Below are 18,863 nucleotides of genomic sequence, written 5' to 3'. Positions count from 1 at the left end.
GCTCAGGCCTCTATCTGCGGGCCGTACGTCCCGAAGCTCCAGATGTTGCCCTCGAGGTCCAGGGCCATGTAGTCCCGCGAGCCGTAGTCCTGGTCCGTCGGGGGCATCAGGATCTCCGCGCCGTGGTCCACGGCCCGCTGGTGGTGTGCGTCGACGTCGTCGACGACGACGTACACCCCCGTCGGGCCCGCGCCCTTCATCGCCTCGTCGAAGCGGCCGCCGCGGCCCTTCGAGCCGAGCATCACCGCGCCGTTGCCCTGGACCAGCTCGGCATGCATCACCGTGCCGTCCTCGCTCTCGTACAAGGACAGTTCCGTGAAACCGAAGGCCTCCGTCAGCTGCCGGATCGCCGCCTTCGCGTCCGAGTACAGCAGCGTCGGAAAGATGCTCGGACGCCCCCCGCCGGTGCCTGCCATGCCGATCACTCCCTTGTGTATCGCTGCCTGAAATGCCGGGATCTCCAGTCCGGAAATCCCGGAAACAAGCCGAAAAACAAGCCCGGAAATGCTGCCTGTTGCTCAGTCTTGCACCCGCCACTGACAACGCCCCGCGACCGGGAGGAAGCCGGCGCCGGGGCGGGCGTCCGAACGAGGGACCCGCCCCCGCCCCCGCGTCGTGTCCCGACGGCGCACCCGCGCCCCGTCCCGCGCGTGGCTACGCTCTGCGCCTGTCCGCGTGGGAAGCGGCGAGCAGTGGCTCCGGACGAAGGGGGCGTGGTGATCGTTCTGCCGGTCGAGGTGACGCGGACGAGCCCTCACGCCCCGGTCTCGAAAGCCCCGCTGCGTATCCTCCGCCGCCTCCTGGCCGCCGGGGCCGCCCTCCTTCTCGCGGCCCTCCTCCTCGCCGCCGCCCACCAGGCGCGCCCCACCCCTACGGAGACCGCCTCACCGTCCATGCGCGCGTGCAGCACCCGACGGAACTGCGCACCCATGAGGGGACCGTCGAGGCGTACGACCCGACGACCGGCGAGGTCCGCTGGCGTCACGCCCGTGACGGCCGGCGCCCGCTCACCGTGCTCCCCGCGCGCGGGGAGGCGATCACGCTCTGGGACGACGGCTTCGTCACCGCCACCGACGGCAGGTCCGTGCGCTGGCACCGTGCCCTGCCCGCCTCCGCCGGCTGGCTCGCGGCCCACGGCGGCACCGGCGTGCTGCGCCCCCTCGGCCGCGGCATCCTCGCAGTCCTCACCCCGCGCCGCGTCGCCGCGTACCGCACCGCCGACGGTGACCTGCGCTGGGTGCTGCCCGCCCGCAAGGGATGCTGGTTCGCGCCCGAACGTGCGCTGCACCGCGGCGGAGCCCTGCTGATCGCCCAGCCCTGCGCCCGGGACGCGTGGACCGCGCAGCTCGTCGCCGTCGACGACCGGGGCCGGATCGCCCCGCACCGCAGGTCCCTGGGCAACGAGGCCCTCGGCCGCGGGCCCGAACAGCTGAACCCGCAAAAACTGGTTGCAGCGCCCCGTTAGACTGGGTCCATGGCCATTCTCCTCGTGCATTAGACGGCGGGAAGTCCCTCAGCCGCCTGTCCCGCCTCACAACCCGCCCTGGAGTCTGTCCGTGATCTCCGCCTCCGGTATCGAGCTGCGCGCCGGTGCCCGCGTCCTCATCGAATCCGCAACCTTCCGTGTCGCCAAGGGCGACCGCATCGGCCTGGTCGGCCGCAACGGCGCCGGCAAGACCACCCTCACCAAGGTCCTGGCCGGCGAGGGCATCCCCGCCGCCGGCGCCGTCACCCGCTCCGGCGAGGTGGGCTACCTCCCGCAGGACCCCCGCACCGGCGACCTCGACATCCTCGCCCGCGACCGCGTCCTCTCCGCCCGCGGCCTGGACGTACTGATCCGCAAGATGCGCGAGAACGAGCAGCGCATCGCGAACGGCACGGGCGCCACCCGCGAGAAGGCGCTCCGGCAGTACGAGCGGCAGGAGACGGAGTTCCTCACCAAGGGCGGGTACGCCGCCGAGGCGGAGGCCGCCACCATCGCCGCCGCGCTCAACCTGCCCGACCGGGTGCTCGGCCAGCCGCTGCACACGCTCTCCGGCGGTCAGCGCCGCCGTATCGAGCTGGCCCGGATCCTGTTCTCCGACGCGGACACGCTGCTGCTCGACGAGCCCACCAACCACCTCGACGCCGACTCGATCATCTGGCTGCGGGACTACCTCAAGACGTACCGCGGCGGCTTCATCGTGATCTCCCACGATGTCGACCTGGTCGAGACGGTCGTCAACAAGGTGTTCTACCTGGATGCCAACCGCGCCCAGATCGACATCTACAACATGGGCTGGAAGCTCTACCAGCAGCAGCGCGAGGCCGACGAGAAGCGCCGCAAGCGGGAGCGGGCCAACGCGGAGAAGAAGGCCGCCGCGCTCAACGCACAGGCCGACAAGATGCGCGCCAAGGCCACCAAGACGGTCGCCGCGCAGAACATGGCCCGCCGCGCGGAGAAGCTGCTGTCCGGCCTCGAGGAGGTCCGCCAGTCGGACAAGGTCGCCAAGCTGCGCTTCCCCGAGCCCGCACCCTGTGGCAAGACCCCCCTGACCGCCGAAGGGCTGTCCAAGTCGTACGGCTCGCTGGAGATCTTCACCGACGTCGACCTGGCCATCGACAAGGGCTCCCGAGTGGTCATCCTCGGCCTCAACGGCGCCGGCAAGACCACCCTGCTGCGCCTGCTGGCCGGGGTCGAGAAGCCCGACACCGGCGCGGTGATCGAGGGCCACGGCCTCAAGCTGGGCTACTACGCCCAGGAGCACGAGACCCTCGACCCCGACCGCACGGTGCTGGAGAACATGCGCTCGGCCGCGCCCGACATGGACCTGGTCGCGGTCCGCAAGGTGCTCGGCTCGTTCCTGTTCTCCGGCGACGACGTCGACAAGCCGGCCGGGGTCCTCTCCGGCGGTGAGAAGACCCGCCTCGCCCTCGCCACCCTCGTGGTGTCGTCGGCCAACGTCCTGCTCCTCGACGAGCCGACGAACAACCTCGACCCGGCCAGCCGCGAGGAGATCCTCAGCGCGCTGCGCACCTACAAGGGCGCCGTGGTCCTCGTCACCCACGACGAGGGCGCCGTCGAGGCGCTCCAGCCGGAGCGGATCATCCTGCTGCCGGACGGCGTCGAGGACCTGTGGGGCGCCGACTACGCCGATCTGGTCGCCCTCGCCTGAGCCGGCGGGGGCGGTCAGCGCCGCTTGATCGAATGAGTGATCCACGCGTATGGATCATTCGGCCCATAGGTGATCCACCATCTGTGTGAGATCTCCTCGTACCCCGGTGTGTCCTACACCGGTTTCGCGGCCGATCCCTTTGTCGACAAGGGGTTGGCCGCGCCGCGTTCCTGACCTGGTAATTCATGGAACAACCCGTTCGGCCGTATGCATATCACCTGGTGGAACTACTGATTCCGCTTGTGGGGATGTGCTCCTGTCGTCAAAACCCTCACCCACGGACCTTGCCGAATGGGTGGCCATGAAGCCCCGGAGGGGTGATCATGAGGGGACCAGAGCGCACTTCCCATGAGGAGGCACGGGTGGCCGAGACTCTGAAGAAGGGCAGCCGGGTGACCGGCGCCGCGCGCGACAAGCTCGCGGCAGACCTGAAGAAGAAGTACGACGCCGGTGCGAGCATCCGGGCGTTGGCCGAGGAGACCGGCCGCTCGTATGGCTTCGTACACCGCATGCTCAGCGAGTCGGGCGTCACGCTCCGTGGGCGTGGCGGGGCGACACGGGGCAAGAAGGCCGCTTCGGCCTGACCCCCGGGCGAGGCCCGTCGACTTCGATGGTGGCCACCCGGTCGGTCAGGTGATCGGCTGGGTGGTTACTGTGCAGTCACTTATGAGTGCCGTCGTACGGCACTCACGATGACTGCACCCATCGGAGGCGCCCCATGGCTTCGCTCGACCCGGTACTCGACAAGGACGGCGTACAGCTCACCGTCGATGACGCCATCGCCACGGTGACGCTGACCAATCCGGCCAAGCGCAACGCGCAGAGCCCCGCTCTGTGGCGGGCGCTGGCCGAGGCGGGCCGGTTGCTGCCGGGCACCGTCCGCGTGGTCGTGCTGCGCGCCGAGGGCAAGTCCTTCTCGGCCGGGCTCGACCGGCAGGCGTTCACGCCCGAGGGCTTCGAGGGCGAGCCGTCCTTCATCGACCTCGCGCGCGGCGGTGACGCCGAGCTGGACGCGACCATCGCCGAGTACCAGGAGGCGTTCACCTGGTGGCGGCGCAGCGACATCGTGTCCATCGCCGCGGTGCAGGGGCATGCCATCGGCGCGGGCTTCCAACTCGCCCTCGCCTGTGACCTGCGCGTCGTCGCGGACGACGTGCAGTTCGCCATGCGCGAGACCAGCCTGGGGCTGGTGCCGGACCTGACCGGCACCCATCCGCTGGTCGGGCTCGTCGGCTATGCCCGCGCGCTCGAAATCTGTGTGACCGGGCGCTTCGTACAGGCTGGGGAGGCCGTGAGCACGGGGCTGGCGAACGTCGCCGTGCCGCCGACCGAACTCGACGGCGCCGTACGGGACCTGACGGCGGCGCTCCTTGCCGCGCCGCGGGACGCGGTCATCGAGACCAAGGCCCTGCTGCGAGGTGCGGGAGAGCGTACGTACGAGGAGCAGCGGGTCGCCGAACGCGCCGCTCAGGCGCGCCGGTTGCGGGATCTGGCGGGCATCGGCGAGTAGGGCGGTCAGCCGACTGCCGTGATCAGTACCGCCACCGTGGGGTGATCCGGCAGCGCCTCTCCCCCTTTCACGCGGACCTCCCGGGCCACGTCCACGGCCCGGTGGTCCGCGCCTACCGCCAGTTCGATCCGCACATGGCGGCGCGGGAGCGCGCGGTCGCCCGGCTCCTCCTCGAGGTGTACCGCCCGGCCCACACCGCCCAGCGCCCCGGTCAGCCGGCTCACGCCCTGGACGGCGAGGGCGGCGTCGGCCACCAGGGCTTCCTCGGGGTCTGTCGACTCCCGCGCCTGCGGCGGCTGAGGGGGTTGTACGGCCTCGGGTTCCGCCTCCTGGTCCAGCAGAGCGGTCACCCGCAGGTCGACCTCCGCCACCGTCAGCCCGAGCCGCTGCGACGCGGCCGCTGCCAGGGCCCCACGCAGCCGGGAGGCCGCCGTCGGCAGCGGTTCGGCGGCCGTCGCCGCGAAGTCGGCGGTCACCCGCAGAGGGCCGGGCGGCAGGGCGCTCGGTGGTGGCGGTACGGCGGGCTCATGGGCGCCCTCCGGATCGGCCAGGCTGATCCCGACCGCGCCCAGACGCACGCCGGGCACCGCGCCCGCCGCGTGCCGCAGCACCGCCTCCACCGCCCGCTCGGTGATCCACGCGCCGTCGCGCGGGCCGCCCAGCGGCAGAAGCCTTCCGAGCCCCGGTTGCCGTCGTACCGCCCGCGTCCATCCGTCCGCCGTCATTGCTCCAGCCTGCCGCATCCCCGGCGCGCGACCACGCAACCCGGCTTACCGTGGTCGAAGGGGACGACGACCGAAAGGGACGCACGGCCATGACCGATATGAACCGGACACAGGCCCCCGAAAGCGAAACCCAGCCTCCGGTACAGACCCGCAAGCCCACCCGGCGTGGCGGCGGCGATCCGGGGACCCGGGGGAGGACCACCATCGCCGACGGGGTCGTCGAGAAGATCGCCGGACTCGCCGCCCGCGACGTCGTCGGCGTGCATGCGTTGGGCAGCGGACTGAGCCGCACCTTCGGGGCCGTACGCGAGCGGGTGCCCGGCCAGACGAAGTCCGTGACACGCGGGGTGAAGGCCGAGGTCGGAGAGGTGCAGACCGCGCTCGACCTGGAGATCGTCGTCGACTACGGCGTGTCGATCGGCGACGTGGCGCGGGCCGTCCGGGAGAACGTGGTCTCGGCAGTGGAGCGGATGACCGGCCTTGAGGTGGTCGAGGTCAACATCGCGGTGAGTGATGTCAAGCTTCCGGAGGAAGAAGAAGAGGAGGAGAGGGAACCCCGGATCCAGTGACGCCCCGGCGACCGGAACACCTGTACGACTGACGCGCCGCTGACTAGCTGAGGAGCGCACGATGAGCATGGCCCTGGTCGGCATGATCGCCGGAATGGCCCTGGGCTTCGCCGGGTACTTCGGCGGGTTCGGTGCCTTCCTGCTGGTGGCGGCCCTGGGCGCCGTCGGGTTCGTCGTCGGCCGGTTCCTGGAGGGGGACCTGGAGGCCGGCGACTTCTTCCGTTCGCGTGGCGAACGCCGGCGGTGACGCCCGTGAGCAGTGGGGCCGCCGAACCTCGCAGACCGGTCACCGTCGTACCTCCGGGCGAGCGCGGGGCGACCCTGATCGCCGACCGCGTGGTCGCGAAGATCGCCGCGCAGGCGGCCCGCGAGGCGCTCGGCACGCTGCCGCCCGAGGCGGCCCGCCCGCACGCCACGGTCGTCGTGCACCACGACGCCGCCCGGGTCCACATCCACCTCGAACTCGACTACCCCAGCGACATCGGCTCCCGCTGCGGGCAGGTGCGTCGCCAGGTCGTCGAACGGGTAGGCGCGTTGGTGGGAATGGACGTTCCGGAGGTCGCCGTCCAGGTGGAGCGGCTGCATCTGGCAGCGGCGCACGGCGCGGCGCAGGGGAGGACGCGATGAGCGAGTCCCAGGGCTCCGACGGCACCACACAGCAACTGCCGGTCATCGAGAAGGAGCCGACCGAGCCCGAACTCGGCCAGTCCGCCTCGTCGGCTGCCTACGAACCGCTGCCGCTCGCCGACGCGGACAACGGCGGAAACCACCGCTTCTGGTCGGCCCGCCGTATCCCCGCGGGCATCGTCGCGCTGCTGCTCCTCGTCGTCGCGGGCGCCTTCCTCTACGACATCGCCGCCGTCCGCGCCGACCGGCCGCCCATGCACTGGCGCCGGGAACTCGCCCGCCAACTCGCCGAACGCCCCCTCGACGACACCTGGGTCCTCGTCGGCGCCGGCGTCGCCGCCGCCCTCGGCCTCTGGCTGATCGTGCTGGCCACGACGCCCGGACTGCGAGCCGTCCTGCCGATGCGGCGCACCCATGCCGACGTACGAGCCGGACTGCACCGCGACGCCGCCGCGACCGTGCTGCGCGACCGGGCCATGGAGGTGTCCGGTGTGCAGTCGGTACGGGTCCGGATGCGCCGCAAGCGGGCCGACGTACGGGCGGTCTCGCACTTCCGTGAACTGGACGAGGTACGCGCCGACCTGGACAGCGTGCTCGCCGACGCGATCAGGGGGCTGGGCCTGGCCCGGCGGCCCGCGTTGACGGTGCACGTCCGGCGGCCCGGCCGGAAGGGGTGAGCGCGGTGCTCAGAACCGTCAACCGGGTGCTGCTCGCGATCATCGGGCTGGTGCTGGTCGTGCTGGGCGGGGCGGTGCTCGCCGTCGGGCTGGGAGTCGACCCCCCGTCCTGGTGGATCCATCACGGCACGAACGACGTGCTGCTCGGCGACGCCGAGCGGACCCGCTGGCGCGACGCCGGCTGGTGGTGGCCCACCGTCCTCGCCGCGCTCGCCGTCCTCGTCCTGCTCGCCCTGTGGTGGCTGGTCGCGGTGGTGCGCCGACGCCGGCTCGCCGAGGTGCTCGTCGACACCGGCGACGGCGAGGGCGCCCTGTTGCGCGGGCGGGCCCTGGAAGGTGTACTCACCGGCGAGGCGGACGCCCTGGACGGCGTCGCCCGCGCCCATGTCCAGCTCACGGGGCGACGCAGCGCGCCGAAGGCACGGGTCCGGCTCCTGGTGGAGCCGCACGTGGACCCCGGGGATGCGCTCCACCGCCTCACGGCCCAGGCCCTGGCCCACGCCCGCGACTCGGCGGGCCTGGCGTCGCTGCCCGCCGAGGTCCGCCTGAGGGGCGTCAAGCACCGTGCGGAAAGGGTCAGTTGACGTGCCTCTCAGAAGCCGTGCCGCGCCCCGCCGTCCACCGGCACCATGACGCCCGTCAGATAGGACGCAGCCGGCGACAGCAAGAACGCGGCGGTACGCCCGAACTCCTCCGGCGCCCCGTACCGCCGCAACGGAATACGTGACTCGGCAGCCGCACGCGTCGCCTCCGGATCCGCGGACAAGGAGTCCAGCTCACGCACGCGATCCGTGTCGATACGACCGGGAAGCACCCCGACGACGCGAATACCCCGCGGCCCCAGCTCGTCCGAGAGCGACTTGGCGAAGCCCGCCAGCCCCGGCCGCAGCCCGTTGGAGATGGTCAGCCCCGGAATCGGCTCGTACACCGAGCCGGACAGCACAAACCCGATGACGCCCCCGGCTTCGAGCTCCGCCGCCGCCGCGCGGGCGAGCCGCACCGCACCCAGGAAAACCGACTCGAACGCCGACTGCCACTGCTCGTCGGTGTTGTCGGCGACGAACCCGGCGGGCGGCCCGCCGACGCTGATGAGGATGCCGTCGAAGCCGCCGAACCGCTCGCGCGCGGCACCGATCAGGCGGGCCGCCGCCTGCGGATCGCCGTTGTCCACGGCCACCCCGTACGCGTTCGGCCCCAGCTCCGCCGCCGCGTCGGCGACCCGCTTGTCGTCCCGCCCGGTGATGACCACCTTCGCCCCGTCGGCCACGAGCTCGCGCGCGGAGGCATTACCCAGCCCGCGCGTGGCCCCGGTGACGACGTACACCCGGTCCTTCAGTCCAAGATCCATGGCCCCTATCCTGCCCCGTCCGCCCCGCACAGGGCGAGGGCCGTGTTCACCAGGCCGATATGGCTGAACGCCTGCGGAAAGTTGCCGAGCTGGCGGCCGGTCACGGGGTCGTACTCCTCGGCCAGCAGCCCCACGTCGTTCGCCATCCCCACCAGTCGTTCGAACAGCTCGCGGGCCTCGTCCGTACGACCCGTCATGTGCAGTGCGTCCGCGAGCCAGAACGAGCACACCAGGAAGGCCCCTTCGCTGCCGGGCAGCCCGTCGACGACCGTCCCGTCGGTGCTGTAGCGGCGCAGGAAGCCCTGGTGGCACAGCTCCTCGCGCACCGCGTCGATGGTTCCCTTCACCCGCGGGTCGTCCGGCGGCAGGAAGCCGACGCGCGGGATGAGCAGCAGGGCGGCGTCCAGCTCGCGCGAACCGTAGTACTGCGTGAAGGTGTTCCGCTCGGGGTCGTACCCCCGCTCGCACACCTCGCGGTGCACCTCCTCGCGCATCTCCCGCCAGCCCGCCAGGTCACCGTCGAGCTCCGGATGCCGTTCCAGCGTGCGCACCGCGCGGTCGGCGGCCACCCACACCATCACCTTCGAGTGCACGAACTGGCGCCGGCCGCCGCGCACCTCCCACAGCCCTTCGTCCGGCTGCCGCCACGCCGTACGCAGGAACTTCATCAGGGCACACTGCAGGCGCCACACATGCGGCTTGACGGACAGGCCCGAAAGCCGGGCCAGCGACAGGGAGTCCATGACCTCGCCGTACACGTCCAACTGCAACTGCCGTACGGCGTCGTTGCCGATCCGCACGGGTGCGGAACCGGCGAAACCGGTCAGCCAGGGCAGCTCGTACTCCGGAAGCCGCCGTTCACCCGCCAGCCCGTACATGATCTGCAGGTCCGCCGGGTCGCCTGCGACCGCCCGCAGCAGCCAGTTGCGCCAGGCCTCCGCCTCCTCCTGGTAGCCCGCCGACAGCAGCGCGCCCAGGGTGAGCGTGGAGTCGCGCAGCCAGCAGTAGCGGTAGTCCCAGTTGCGCACACCGCCGATCTCCTCGGGAAGAGAGGTGGTGGGCGCGGCGACGATGCCGCCGGTCGGCGCGTAGGTGAGGGCCTTGAGGGTGATCAGCGACCGGACGACCGTGTCCCTGTGGGGGCCGTGGTAACGGCAGCGGGCCGCCCACGCCCGCCAGTCGGTGACGCTGCTGCGCAGTGCCTGGTACGGGTCGACGAGGGGCGGGCGCGGCTCGTGGGAGGGGTGCCAGGTGAGGACGAACGCGACCTTCTCGCCCTTCTCGACCGTGAACTCCGAGTGCGTGCCGAAGCCCTCGCCCCAGGTGCGCACGGTGGGTTCGCTGCGCAGCCACACCGAGTCGGGGCCCGCGACGGCCACCCGGTGGCCGTCGGTCCTGCGCACCCACGGCACGATCGAGCCGTGGTCGAAGCGCAGACGGAGCGTGCTGCGTACGGTCACCCGGCCGCTGCGGCCCTCCACGACGCGTACGAGGTCGGGTGCGCGATCCCGCTGCGGCATCAGATCGGTGACCCGGACCGACCCTTGCGGGGTGTCCCACTCGGTGTCGAGGACCAGGGTTCCGGGGCGGTAGGCGCGGCGGGTGCAGTGGCCCTCGGTGCCCTTGGGGGCGATCCGCCAGTGGCCGTTCTCCTCGTCGCCGAGCAACTTGGCGAAGCAGGCGGCCGAGTCGAAGCGGGGGAGGCAGAGCCAGTCGACGGAGCCGTCCTTGCCGATCAGGGCGGCGGTCTGTTCGTCGCCGACGAGGGCGTAGTCCTCGATGCGGTTCACGGCGCCGATGCCGGCGCTGTTCTCGGCTTTGCTCTCGGCTCGGTTCTCGGTGGGCGGGTACACGGATTCCGGGTTCCCGGGGGCCGTGGGGGCAATCCGGGCAAGAGCCGGGGGGTGACGGGTTACACCGTCGCCGGCTCCGCCTCCGTCCGCTCCTGCTTCGCCGCCTCCGCGCGGTCCCGGACCTCGCGGCGGGCGAGGATGACCCAGCCGACCGGGACGCCCGCGGAGAACAGCCACCACTGGATGGCGTAGGCCATGTGGTTGCCGATGCTGTCGTGGTCCGGAGCCGGGATCAGCTCGGGTGTGTCGCCCTTGGGTTCGGGCGAGGTCAGTTCGATGTAGCCGCCGAGGACCTGCTTGCCGAGACGCTCGGCCGCCTGCTCGCTGCTGATCAGCATGACCTGTCGGTCCGGCAGTCCCCTGACGTCCTTGATGCCGCTCTCGGCGGTCGTCTGGTCGGGCATCAGCCGTCCGGTGACGGTGGTCTCACCCTCCGCCGGTGCAGGGATCTTCGGGAACGCCGTCTGGCTGGGGCCGTCCGCGGGGATCCAGCCCCGGTTCACCAGGAGGACCTTGCCGTCGTCGAGGACGAAGGGCGTCAGGACGTGGAAGCCGACCTCGTCGTCCGCGTTGGTCCGGCGGCGTACGACGACCTCGTGCGCGGTGTCGAAGCGGCCCTTCGCGGTGACCCGGCGGTACAGGTCCGCGTCCTCGACCTCAGCGCCGGGCGAGGTCAGCGACTCGGCCGGGACCGGCTCGGCCGCCAGTGAGTCGGCGATCACCTTGTTCAGCGCGACCCTGTTCTCGTGCCGGTGAAGCTGCCAGAAGCCCAGCTCGATCATCGTGGGGATGAGCGCGAGGGCGACAAGGGTGAGGATCACCCACTGCCGGGACAACAGGAAGCGGTACACCCCACGACCGTACATCTCGGGCTGCGGGGTGTTGTCGCTGGGGTGTGCCGCAGGGGATCGGGTAGGGCTCGGGTGGGCTTGGACCGTCTCAGACCTTGTCGATGATCCCCGCCTTCCCCTCGGCGCGGGCGCAGTGGGCGCCGCAGTACCAGTGGCCCTCGGCCTCGACGCCCTGGCCGATGATCTGGACCCGGCAGTGCTCGCAGATGGGGGCCATGCGGTGGATCGCACAGGAGAAGCAGTCGAAGACATGCACTGCGCCCTGGGCGTGCACCTCGAAGGTCATTCCGTAGTTATTGCCGCAAACTTCACATGTCGCCATGCGCCACAGGGTGAGCCGTCCCCGCGGCACGGGCGAGCGGGCGCCGGGCGAGTCGCCCGGCAATCACCCGTCCGTACGGCTGCCTGCCGGGTTCACGGCTCCGACGCCGGCTCCACGTCCCCGAGGAGCTGTCCGAACGCCGCCTCGTCGACCACCGGCGTGCCGTACTGCCGGGCCTTGACGACCTTCGACGTGCCCGAGTCCGGGTCGTTCGTGACGAGCAGGCTGGTCAGCCGGGACAGGCTCGTGGCGACATGCAGCCCGGCCTCGGTCGCGCGGTCCTCCAGCAGCTCACGCTCGACCGACGTGTCCCCCGAGAAGGCGACCCGCATGCCCTGTTTGAGGCGTTTGCCCTCTTCGTAGCGACCTGGGTTGGGGTACGGGCAGGCGGGCCTTTTGCGGGAGGGCCGCCAACTGCCCGGCCGGTAACTGCCGTACCCGCCCGTCGCCTGCTGTCCGATGCGGGGCGCGGGCGGCTCCCACCATTCGGTCAGCGGCCGGCACTCGTGCAGCGGCAGCCGCACGCCGCTCTCGGCCGCGGCCCTCAGGCTCGGCCGGAACGCCTCGGCCAGCACGCGCGCGTCATCCAGTGCGTGGTGCGCCCGTTGCTGTACGACGCCGAAGTGCGCGGCCAGCGACTCGAGCTTGTGGTTGGGCAGCGGCAGTTCCAGCACCTTGGACAGGGCGATGGTGCACAGCCGTTGACGCACCGGGGCCTCGCTCTTCGCGCGCGCGTACTCCCGGGCGATCATCTGCCAGTCGAACACGGCGTTGTGCGCGACGAGCACCCGGCCCTCCAGCCGGGTCGCGAACTCCTCGGCGATGTCCTGGAAGAGCGGCGCCCCTTCGAGCACCTCGCTCGTCAGACCGTGGATCCATACGGGCCCGGGGTCCCGCTCCGGATTGACCAACGTGTACCAGTGGTCCTCGACCTCGCCGCGTCCGTCCAGCCGGTAGACGGCCGCGGAGATGATCCGGTCGTCCCTGGCCAGGCCTGTGGTCTCCACGTCGACGACTGCGTAACCGTGGGGATACGCGGCCGGCCACGCGGTGGGGGAGGACGCTGCGGTCGTGCGGTCTTCGAGCATGGTCACTGAGAATACGGGCCGGGACTGACACCGCTGTCCGACAGGTACGCAGGTCCGTCCGCCTGTTCGGGAGACCGTACCGGATACGGGCGCACGCACGCGTGCGCCCTTGGTGGAGATCACCGACAAGCAAGCGCGTACCCCCGGTAATACTTATCGGTAACAATGTCTGGCCGTGGCCGATCCGCAGTCCTACGGTGCAGCCATGCCGAACCTCTCCGATGTCGTGGTCCGGTCGATACCCGCCTTCGTGCTGCTCACCGTGACCGAGATGATCAGCGTCCGTCTCCATCCCGACGAGGACGCGGCGGGCTACGAGGCGAAGGACGCCGCCACCAGCGTCACCATGGGGCTCGGCAGTCTCGTCTTCGACTTCCTCTGGAAGATCCCGATCGTCGCGATCTGTACGGCGATCCACGAACTCACACGGCCAAGGACATGAGGGCGGCAGCCGGCTGGCGCGAGCGCGCCGGGCGGGTGTTCCGCGGGCCGGGCCGGCAGCCGGCGCCCGCGCCGACGCCGGAACAGGCCGAGGAGGCCGCGGCCGCGTGAGAACACCCCGCCTCCTGCTCGCCGCCTTCGCCCTCGCCGTCGTCACCGACCTCGTGTCCCTCGCGGTCGGCTTCGACCCCGGTCACACCGTGGCCAAGCCCCTCCTGATGCCCCTGCCGGCCGCCTGGGCCGCCCTGCACGGCGCACCCCGGCTGCTCGTCGTCGCCCTGCTGTTCGGCTGGGGCGGTGACGCGCTGCTCCTGTCGGATGCCGAGCCCGCCTTCCTCGCCGGGATGGCCTCCTTCGCCGTGGGCCACGTCTGCTACCTCGCCGTCTTCAGGGCGCACGGTCGAAACGCCGTTCCACGCGCGCGTGCCGGTCTGTTCGCCGTCGGCTACGCCATCGCCCTCACCGGAACCGTCGCCCTGCTCCGGCCGGACCTGCCCGCCGGCCTCCGCATCCCCGTCGCCGCCTACAGCGCCCTGCTCACGGCCATGGCATACGGCGCCCTGACCCGGCTCGGCACGGCCGCCGGTCTCGGCGGGGCGCTCTTCATGCTCTCCGACACGCTCATCGCGACCGGTGTCGCCGACTGGCCGCAACCACCGAGGCCGGACTTCTGGATCATGGCCACGTACATCGCCGCACAGTTCCTGCTGACCCGGGGCACCCTCGGCACGGACCGACGCGCCCCGACGATGCCATTGCGCGAGGCGGCGTGACCCTTCACCAGCGGATCGGCAGCGGCAGCGCCGTCAGCAGGCCGGACACCGCGACCGCCACCCCGAGCCCGACGACCTCCATGCGCGCGGGGAAGCAGGCGGTCAGCGGGTCGGCCGCCCGGCGCAGCCGGATCCTGGCCCACAGGGCGAGCAGCGCGACCACGGCCACGAGGAGCACCTTGGCAAGCAGCACGCGCCCGTACGCCGTGGCCGTCAACTGCTTCAGCACCGTGTCCGGCGGCATCCGGCGCAGGGTGCTCCAGATGCCGGTCGCGGTGATCACGGCCAGCAGCACGGCCGCCACGCGCGCGTACCGCCCCAGCAGGGCGGCACCCCTCTCCGCGGCACCCCACCGGCGAAGCGCCCGCAACACGTGCAGCAACCCGCCCACCCACAGTGCGGCGCAGGTGAGGTGAACGAGCGTCAGACCGGAGCCGACGAGCGGGCTGGGTTCGGTCGGGGGATGTGCGCGCAGCGCCTCCGCGACGGCCACCGCGGCCAGCGGCCACACCTGCGTCCCCGGCCGGCGCGTCAGTGCGCACAGGCCCGCCACCATGAACGCGTTGACCTCCAGCAGCGCGAGTCTGCCGTCCCGGGACGCGTAGAGGCCGCCGACGTCGATCTGGGCGAGGCTCGTCGGCACGAGGTTGCCGGTCGCCACGACCGACGCGAGCCCCAGCGCCGCGCCGATGCCGGCGCAGGCCGCATACGGCGCCCAACTGCGCGGCCGCCCCTCCGGTGCGCCGGGCAGGAAGCGGGCCAGCCGATTCACGAACAGCTCGCCCACCGGCACACACAGCGCCGCGAACAGCACCGCACGCAGCAGCCCGACACCCTCGACGCCGGGGGCGGCCGCCTCGCCGGTGCCGTGCAGAGCGGGGGACGGTCCCAGCACGGGTATCAGCGCGCCGAGCGCCACCAGGACGAGCACGGCGACCGCCCGGCCGACACCGGGTCTTCGTACCGCCCCGTCGGCGTCGGCCGCCCCGGGAGTGGGTCGTATCAACGTCACCTCGAGATCTTCACCAGCGGCCACAGAGCAGGCAAGTTCAGGAGAACAACCGGGGAGCGCCTGCGCGGGGCAGCGCACCCGGCCGCCCCGCCTACCCTTCGACGACCGGTCGGTCGACCCGTGTGGCGGCCGACCACCGCAGCCGCACTTCCTTGCGCACGTCGGACGGACGCAGTTCCCATCCCTGGGCGAGGGCGACCTCCGTGAGGTAGCGGCCGCCCACACCGCGATAGACGGACAGCGCTATCTCGCATTCCACCGGTGGCTCTGCCTTGTCCGGCTCGGGTGGGGCCGAGGCCCGGGCCGTCCAGTCGGCCACCACCTTGTCGACCTTCGCCCGGTAGTACTCGGTGTCACCCTCGTGCCGCAGCTGCGGCCAGGTGACGAACCAGGAGCCCAGGCCGACGACCCGGTCCAGCGCCGATTCCATCACCTCCCCGAAGCCTCGCTCGTAGCGCGAGCTGAACATCGCGATCAGCTCCGTCAGGAAGGCGAGGGCGATGAAGAGGACGAACGTCGCGAGCCCCACCACGCACAGCACCGGAAAGCACACCACGGTCGCGATGAAGCGCAGGACCAGCTGCCACCTGGGCCGGACCGGTTTGGGTCCCCAGGTCGCGGGATCTTCGTATGCGAGCATGACGTCAGATCCTGCCCTACGCGGCGTCCGGGCCGGACGGACAGCCGCCCGGCCCGGATCACCTGCACAAAAGCCCTACCTGGTCACCGCGTCCAGCGCGTCCGCCGTGCCCCAGCCGTAGAAGCCGTTGTAGTTCTTCGGGCCCTCGCACACCGCGTCGACCTTGCCGTCACCGTTGATGTCGTACGGGTCCGTGCACGCCGTGGCGTCCGCCTCGGCGTACAGCAGGGCCTTCACCAGGCCCGGAGTGGCGTGCGGATGGGTCGACTTGATCAGGGCGGCCACGCCCGCGACATGCGGCGAGGCCATCGACGTACCCGCCATGTAACCCCACTTGCCGCCGGGCAGCGTGCCCAGGATCAGGCCGCTGGTCGCGGGCGGCTCCGGCTTCTGGTACGCCGTGGAGTCGCCGCCGGGAGCGGCGATGTCGACGACGCCCAGACCGTGGTTGGAGAACGACGACTTCAGACCCTTCGCACCGGTCGCCGCCACCGTCACGATGCCCGGCAGCTGGGTCGGTATGTCGTAGCACTCGGACGGGTCGATCACCCGCTCCGTGGGCGTGGAGTCGTTGGGGGACACCGGGTCGGTGATCTCGTCGGCCGCGAGGTCGTAGTTCTCGTTGCCGGCCGCGGCGACGTTGACCGCGCCCTTCTTCTCCGCGTACTTCGAGGCCCGGGTGATGGCCTCCACCAGCGCCTTCTGGTCGGGATCGTTCTTGCAGTTGAAGTACCAGGGGTCGGTGTAATAGCTGTTGTTCGTCACGTCGACGCCGTGCTCGGCCGCCCACACGAATCCGCAGACGACGGCCTCCGTGTAGAAGTAGCCGGCCGTGGTGGACACCTTGATGCCGGAGACCTTCACCCCTGGCGCGACGCCCGTCATGCCGACGCCGTTCTTGGCCGCCGCGATCTCCCCGGCCACATGCGTGCCGTGCGGGCTCTCCGTCGCGCCGGGCCGCCAGGCGCCGTCGGTGGTGTCCGGCTTGCCCGTCACGCAGTTGACGGAGGCCTCGCGGTCGAAGTTCGGGGCGATGTCGGGGTGGGTGTCGTCGACGCCGGTGTCGATCACGGCGACGGTCACCTTGCTGCTGCCGAGCGACTTCTCGTGCGCCTTGTCCGCCTTGATGGCCGGCAGGTCCCACTGCAGGCCCTGGAGCGGGTCCTGGCCCTCGGCGGCCTCGGCGGCGGCGACCTCCTGCGCACTGAGCACCTTCGGCGTCCCCACGTCGGTGGTGGACTGCGCGGGCAGCGGGGCGGTCCGGGTGGCACCGGCCGACTCCACCCCGCGCACCGTGCGGATCGTCCTGGCGAAGTCGGCGTTCGACGAGTGCACGACAATCACGCCGATCCGGTCGTACGACATCACGATCGTGCCGTCGGCGTCGGCGATCGCCTTCTTCACATGCCCCGAAGGGCCGTGCCCGGGGCGGACGTTGACGATATAGCTGAGCGAGGTCGCGTCGGCGGTCGCTGCCGTCGGCGCGGGCTGAGCCGCGGACGCCGTGGCGCCCGGCAGGAACGCGACAGCCGTCGCCATGGCCATCCCGACGGGGATCACCAGGGCGCGGCGGTGGCGTGGGTGAGGCACTGTCATGGTGAGGATGTCTCCAGTTCGTTCGCGGTACGACGGACCGTGCGGGACGTCCGTGCGGCGCGACCGGACCGGTCGCGCCGCAAGCCTGACGGCGGCCTACTTCACCGCGCGCAGCGCATTGACGATGCCGAAGCCGTAGAAACCGTTGACGCGGTCGCCGCCCTCGCACACCGCGTCCTGCGTGCCGTTGCCGTCCTGGTCGTACGACTCGGGGCAGCCCGGGTTGTCGGCCTGCGCCTTGAGCAGCGCCTGGAGCTGCGCCGGGCCCGCCCACGGGTGCTCGGACTTCAGCAGCGCGGCGACGCCCGCGGCGTGCGGCGAGGCCATCGAGGTGCCCTGCAGGAAGGCGTACTCGTTGTTGGGCATGGTCGACAGGATGCGGCCGTCCTTCGACGGTGTGTCCGGGAGCTGGTAGCGCCGGTCGCCGCCCGGCGCCGCGATGTCGACGACACCCTTGCCGTACGAGGAGTAGTACGACTTGAGGTTCTGCACACCCGTCGCGCTGACGGTGACGATCCCCGGGAGCTGCGTCGGCACGTCGAAGCACTCGTGCGGGTCGATGGTGCGCTCGACCGGGGTGGAGTCGTCGGGGCTGGTGTCGTCGACGATCGCGTCGGAGTCCAGGTCGTGGTTGGAGTTGCCCGCGGACGCCAGGTGCAGGGTGCCCTTCTTCTGGGCGTACAGCTGGGCCCGGTTGACCGCGTCGACGATCGCCTTCTGGTCGGGGTCGTCCATGCAGTTGTACAGCCACGGGTCCACGTAGTAGCTGTTGTTGGTGATCTCGACGCCGTGGTCGGCGGCGAACACGAACGCGCACACGACGCTCTCCGGGTAGAAGAGACCGTTGTGCGGGTCGCTCACCTTGATGCTCGACACCTTCACACCGGGCGCCACGCCGGCCACACCGACGCCGTTGCGGGCCGCGGCTATCTCACCGGCGACATGCGTGCCGTGGTAGTCCTCCGCGGTGTACGGCCGCCAGGCGCCCTCGCTGGTGTCCGCGACACCGCCGACACAGTTGGCGGACTGGCCCGCGGAGAAGTTCGGGGCGAGATCCGGGTGGGTGTCGTCGACGCCGGTGTCGATGACGGCGACGGTGACCTTCCCGCTGCCCGGGTTGATCTGCGCGGCCTTGTCGGCGCCTATCGCGCGCAGGTCCCACTGGTCGGCCTCGAGGGGCTCGCTCCCGGGCGTGGCGGCGGCCTCGGTCTTGGCGGCCTCCCCGTCCGTCAGGTAGTCGGCCGCGCCCTCGTCCGTCGTGCCCGCGGCCACCAGCGGGGCGGTGCGCGTGGCACCGGCCGACTGCACTCCGCGGACCGTGCGTATCTGCGCGCCGAAGTCCGGGTTCGCCGAGTGGACGACTATCACGCCGATCTTGTCGTACGTCGTCACGACGGTGCCGCCGGCCGCGGCGATCGCCTTCTGCACCGACGCGATCGTGCGCCGGTCCGTCTTGGTGTTGACGACATACGCCAGGTTGGGTGCGTCCGCCGTCTGTGCGCCGGACTCCACGCGCGGGGCGGCCGAGGCGGCCGCCGGCAGGAAGCCGATCGAGGCGGTCAGCGACAGCACGACGGGCACGGCGAGCGCCAGCCGGCGTCTGGAACGCAGATGAGCCATGGGGTCTCCACATCATCCGGAAACGAAACCGGCCCGAGACACAGGTGGTGCTCGGG

Annotated in this window: 21 protein-coding genes and 1 pseudogene; 11 read left to right on the top strand and 11 right to left on the bottom strand. The window is 71.4% G+C overall.

Annotated elements, in window-relative coordinates; all coding sequences use genetic code 11:
* Positions 1 to 2: 2 nt before the first annotated feature.
* On the bottom strand, positions 3 to 416 hold the full coding sequence (locus StrepF001_RS05795) for a VOC family protein (protein WP_129797167.1): 414 nt from the start codon (positions 414 to 416) through the stop codon (positions 3 to 5).
* Between the two features lie 485 nt (positions 417 to 901).
* On the opposite strand from StrepF001_RS05795, the gene StrepF001_RS05790 reads away from it, so the two are divergent.
* The 4 genes from StrepF001_RS05790 (at position 902) to StrepF001_RS05775 (ending at position 4,665) form a co-directional block, all read left to right on the top strand.
* Positions 902 to 1,465, top strand: a complete 564-nt coding sequence (locus StrepF001_RS05790; RefSeq protein WP_240797291.1) for a PQQ-binding-like beta-propeller repeat protein — start codon at positions 902 to 904, stop codon at positions 1,463 to 1,465.
* 91 nt (positions 1,466 to 1,556) lie between these two features.
* Entirely contained in the window at positions 1,557 to 3,155 is a 1,599-nt protein-coding gene (locus StrepF001_RS05785) for an ABC-F family ATP-binding cassette domain-containing protein (protein WP_129797166.1), read from the top strand.
* A gap of 362 nt (positions 3,156 to 3,517) precedes the next feature.
* Complete coding sequence (locus StrepF001_RS05780) at positions 3,518 to 3,739, top strand: helix-turn-helix domain-containing protein (protein WP_018567695.1); 222 nt, start codon at positions 3,518 to 3,520, stop codon at positions 3,737 to 3,739.
* Between the two features lie 134 nt (positions 3,740 to 3,873).
* Entirely contained in the window at positions 3,874 to 4,665 is a 792-nt protein-coding gene (locus tag StrepF001_RS05775; RefSeq protein WP_129797165.1) for an enoyl-CoA hydratase/isomerase family protein, read from the top strand.
* Between the two features lie 5 nt (positions 4,666 to 4,670).
* On the opposite strand, the gene StrepF001_RS05770 is transcribed toward StrepF001_RS05775, so the two are convergent.
* Entirely contained in the window at positions 4,671 to 5,390 is a 720-nt protein-coding gene (locus StrepF001_RS05770; RefSeq protein WP_129797164.1) for a nucleopolyhedrovirus P10 family protein, read from the bottom strand.
* Positions 5,391 to 5,479: 89 nt separating this feature from the next.
* Between StrepF001_RS05770 and StrepF001_RS05765 the strand changes: the two genes are divergently transcribed.
* The 5 genes from StrepF001_RS05765 (at position 5,480) to amaP (ending at position 7,847) form a co-directional block, all read left to right on the top strand.
* Positions 5,480 to 5,959 carry an Asp23/Gls24 family envelope stress response protein gene (locus StrepF001_RS05765; RefSeq protein ID WP_129797163.1) on the top strand — a complete coding sequence of 160 codons (480 nt, stop codon included), beginning with the start codon at positions 5,480 to 5,482 and terminating at the stop codon, positions 5,957 to 5,959.
* A gap of 61 nt (positions 5,960 to 6,020) precedes the next feature.
* Entirely contained in the window at positions 6,021 to 6,206 is a 186-nt protein-coding gene (locus tag StrepF001_RS05760; RefSeq protein ID WP_129797162.1) for a hypothetical protein, read from the top strand.
* Positions 6,203 to 6,586: an Asp23/Gls24 family envelope stress response protein gene (locus StrepF001_RS05755; protein ID WP_129797161.1), complete on the top strand. Its 384-nt coding sequence runs from the start codon at positions 6,203 to 6,205 to the stop codon at positions 6,584 to 6,586. The genes StrepF001_RS05760 and StrepF001_RS05755 overlap by 4 nt, the downstream gene beginning before the upstream one ends.
* On the top strand, positions 6,583 to 7,263 hold the full coding sequence (locus StrepF001_RS05750) for a DUF6286 domain-containing protein (protein ID WP_129797160.1): 681 nt from the start codon (positions 6,583 to 6,585) through the stop codon (positions 7,261 to 7,263). The genes StrepF001_RS05755 and StrepF001_RS05750 overlap by 4 nt, the downstream gene beginning before the upstream one ends.
* Positions 7,260 to 7,847 carry an alkaline shock response membrane anchor protein AmaP gene (gene amaP, locus StrepF001_RS05745; protein ID WP_129797159.1) on the top strand — a complete coding sequence of 196 codons (588 nt, stop codon included), beginning with the start codon at positions 7,260 to 7,262 and terminating at the stop codon, positions 7,845 to 7,847. Before StrepF001_RS05750 ends, amaP begins: the two co-directional genes overlap by 4 nt.
* An 8-nt stretch (positions 7,848 to 7,855) precedes the next feature.
* Here the strand turns inward: amaP and StrepF001_RS05740 are convergent, their stop codons facing one another.
* The 5 genes from StrepF001_RS05740 to StrepF001_RS05720 form a co-directional block, all read right to left on the bottom strand.
* On the bottom strand, positions 7,856 to 8,611 hold the full coding sequence (locus StrepF001_RS05740; RefSeq protein ID WP_129797158.1) for an SDR family oxidoreductase: 756 nt from the start codon (positions 8,609 to 8,611) through the stop codon (positions 7,856 to 7,858).
* Positions 8,612 to 8,616: 5 nt separating this feature from the next.
* Entirely contained in the window at positions 8,617 to 10,401 is a 1,785-nt protein-coding gene (locus StrepF001_RS05735) for a glycoside hydrolase family 15 protein (protein WP_129797520.1), read from the bottom strand.
* Positions 10,402 to 10,523: 122 nt separating this feature from the next.
* Positions 10,524 to 11,315, bottom strand: a complete 792-nt coding sequence (locus StrepF001_RS05730) for an SURF1 family protein (RefSeq protein WP_129797157.1) — start codon at positions 11,313 to 11,315, stop codon at positions 10,524 to 10,526.
* Positions 11,316 to 11,403: 88 nt separating this feature from the next.
* On the bottom strand, positions 11,404 to 11,637 hold the full coding sequence (locus StrepF001_RS05725; protein WP_129797156.1) for a hypothetical protein: 234 nt from the start codon (positions 11,635 to 11,637) through the stop codon (positions 11,404 to 11,406).
* A gap of 92 nt (positions 11,638 to 11,729) precedes the next feature.
* Positions 11,730 to 12,725 carry a DEDDh family exonuclease gene (locus StrepF001_RS05720; protein WP_129797155.1) on the bottom strand — a complete coding sequence of 332 codons (996 nt, stop codon included), beginning with the start codon at positions 12,723 to 12,725 and terminating at the stop codon, positions 11,730 to 11,732.
* A 205-nt stretch (positions 12,726 to 12,930) separates the two neighbouring features.
* Here StrepF001_RS05720 and StrepF001_RS05715 point away from each other — a divergent pair.
* Both StrepF001_RS05715 and StrepF001_RS05710 read left to right on the top strand, forming a co-directional pair.
* Positions 12,931 to 13,152, top strand: a pseudogene (locus StrepF001_RS05715) (sterol desaturase family protein); the annotation flags it as partial.
* A gap of 121 nt (positions 13,153 to 13,273) precedes the next feature.
* Positions 13,274 to 13,939 carry a lysoplasmalogenase gene (locus StrepF001_RS05710; RefSeq protein WP_129797154.1) on the top strand — a complete coding sequence of 222 codons (666 nt, stop codon included), beginning with the start codon at positions 13,274 to 13,276 and terminating at the stop codon, positions 13,937 to 13,939.
* Positions 13,940 to 13,943: 4 nt separating this feature from the next.
* Here StrepF001_RS05710 and StrepF001_RS05705 read toward each other — a convergent pair whose 3' ends face one another.
* The 4 genes from StrepF001_RS05705 to StrepF001_RS05690 all read right to left on the bottom strand — a co-directional run bounded on the left by StrepF001_RS05705 (position 13,944) and on the right by StrepF001_RS05690 (position 18,807).
* Positions 13,944 to 14,951 (bottom strand): CopD family protein, encoded by a 1,008-nt coding sequence (locus StrepF001_RS05705; RefSeq protein WP_129797153.1) that lies wholly within the window; start codon positions 14,949 to 14,951, stop codon positions 13,944 to 13,946.
* Between the two features lie 91 nt (positions 14,952 to 15,042).
* Positions 15,043 to 15,591 carry a hypothetical protein gene (locus StrepF001_RS05700; protein WP_129797152.1) on the bottom strand — a complete coding sequence of 183 codons (549 nt, stop codon included), beginning with the start codon at positions 15,589 to 15,591 and terminating at the stop codon, positions 15,043 to 15,045.
* A 75-nt stretch (positions 15,592 to 15,666) separates the two neighbouring features.
* On the bottom strand, positions 15,667 to 17,187 hold the full coding sequence (locus StrepF001_RS05695) for a S8 family serine peptidase (protein WP_129797151.1): 1,521 nt from the start codon (positions 17,185 to 17,187) through the stop codon (positions 15,667 to 15,669).
* Between the two features lie 96 nt (positions 17,188 to 17,283).
* Positions 17,284 to 18,807 carry a S8 family serine peptidase gene (locus StrepF001_RS05690; protein ID WP_129797150.1) on the bottom strand — a complete coding sequence of 508 codons (1,524 nt, stop codon included), beginning with the start codon at positions 18,805 to 18,807 and terminating at the stop codon, positions 17,284 to 17,286.
* Positions 18,808 to 18,863: the final 56 nt, after the last annotated feature.

This window comes from Streptomyces sp. F001, from assembly GCF_004187715.1.
Lineage (GTDB): Bacteria > Actinomycetota > Actinomycetes > Streptomycetales > Streptomycetaceae > Streptomyces > Streptomyces flavusporus.
This window is presented reverse-complemented; position numbering and strand designations above follow the sequence as displayed.

Bases quoted from the DNA above. Each gene is read 5' to 3' on its own strand.
- StrepF001_RS05795 (WP_129797167.1), bottom strand. From the start codon at position 416: ATGGCAGGCACCGGCGGGGGGCGTCCGAGCATCTTTCCGACGCTGCTG.
- StrepF001_RS05775 (WP_129797165.1), top strand. From the start codon at position 3,874: ATGGCTTCGCTCGACCCGGTACTCGACAAGGACGGCGTACAGCTCACC.
- StrepF001_RS05770 (WP_129797164.1), bottom strand. From the start codon at position 5,390: ATGACGGCGGACGGATGGACGCGGGCGGTACGACGGCAACCGGGGCTC.
- StrepF001_RS05765 (WP_129797163.1), top strand. From the start codon at position 5,480: ATGACCGATATGAACCGGACACAGGCCCCCGAAAGCGAAACCCAGCCT.
- StrepF001_RS05760 (WP_129797162.1), top strand. From the start codon at position 6,021: ATGAGCATGGCCCTGGTCGGCATGATCGCCGGAATGGCCCTGGGCTTC.
- StrepF001_RS05750 (WP_129797160.1), top strand. From the start codon at position 6,583: ATGAGCGAGTCCCAGGGCTCCGACGGCACCACACAGCAACTGCCGGTC.
- StrepF001_RS05740 (WP_129797158.1), bottom strand. From the start codon at position 8,611: ATGGATCTTGGACTGAAGGACCGGGTGTACGTCGTCACCGGGGCCACG.
- StrepF001_RS05725 (WP_129797156.1), bottom strand. From the start codon at position 11,637: ATGGCGACATGTGAAGTTTGCGGCAATAACTACGGAATGACCTTCGAG.
- StrepF001_RS05720 (WP_129797155.1), bottom strand. From the start codon at position 12,725: ATGCTCGAAGACCGCACGACCGCAGCGTCCTCCCCCACCGCGTGGCCG.
- StrepF001_RS05700 (WP_129797152.1), bottom strand. From the start codon at position 15,591: ATGCTCGCATACGAAGATCCCGCGACCTGGGGACCCAAACCGGTCCGG.
- StrepF001_RS05695 (WP_129797151.1), bottom strand. From the start codon at position 17,187: ATGACAGTGCCTCACCCACGCCACCGCCGCGCCCTGGTGATCCCCGTC.
- StrepF001_RS05690 (WP_129797150.1), bottom strand. From the start codon at position 18,807: ATGGCTCATCTGCGTTCCAGACGCCGGCTGGCGCTCGCCGTGCCCGTC.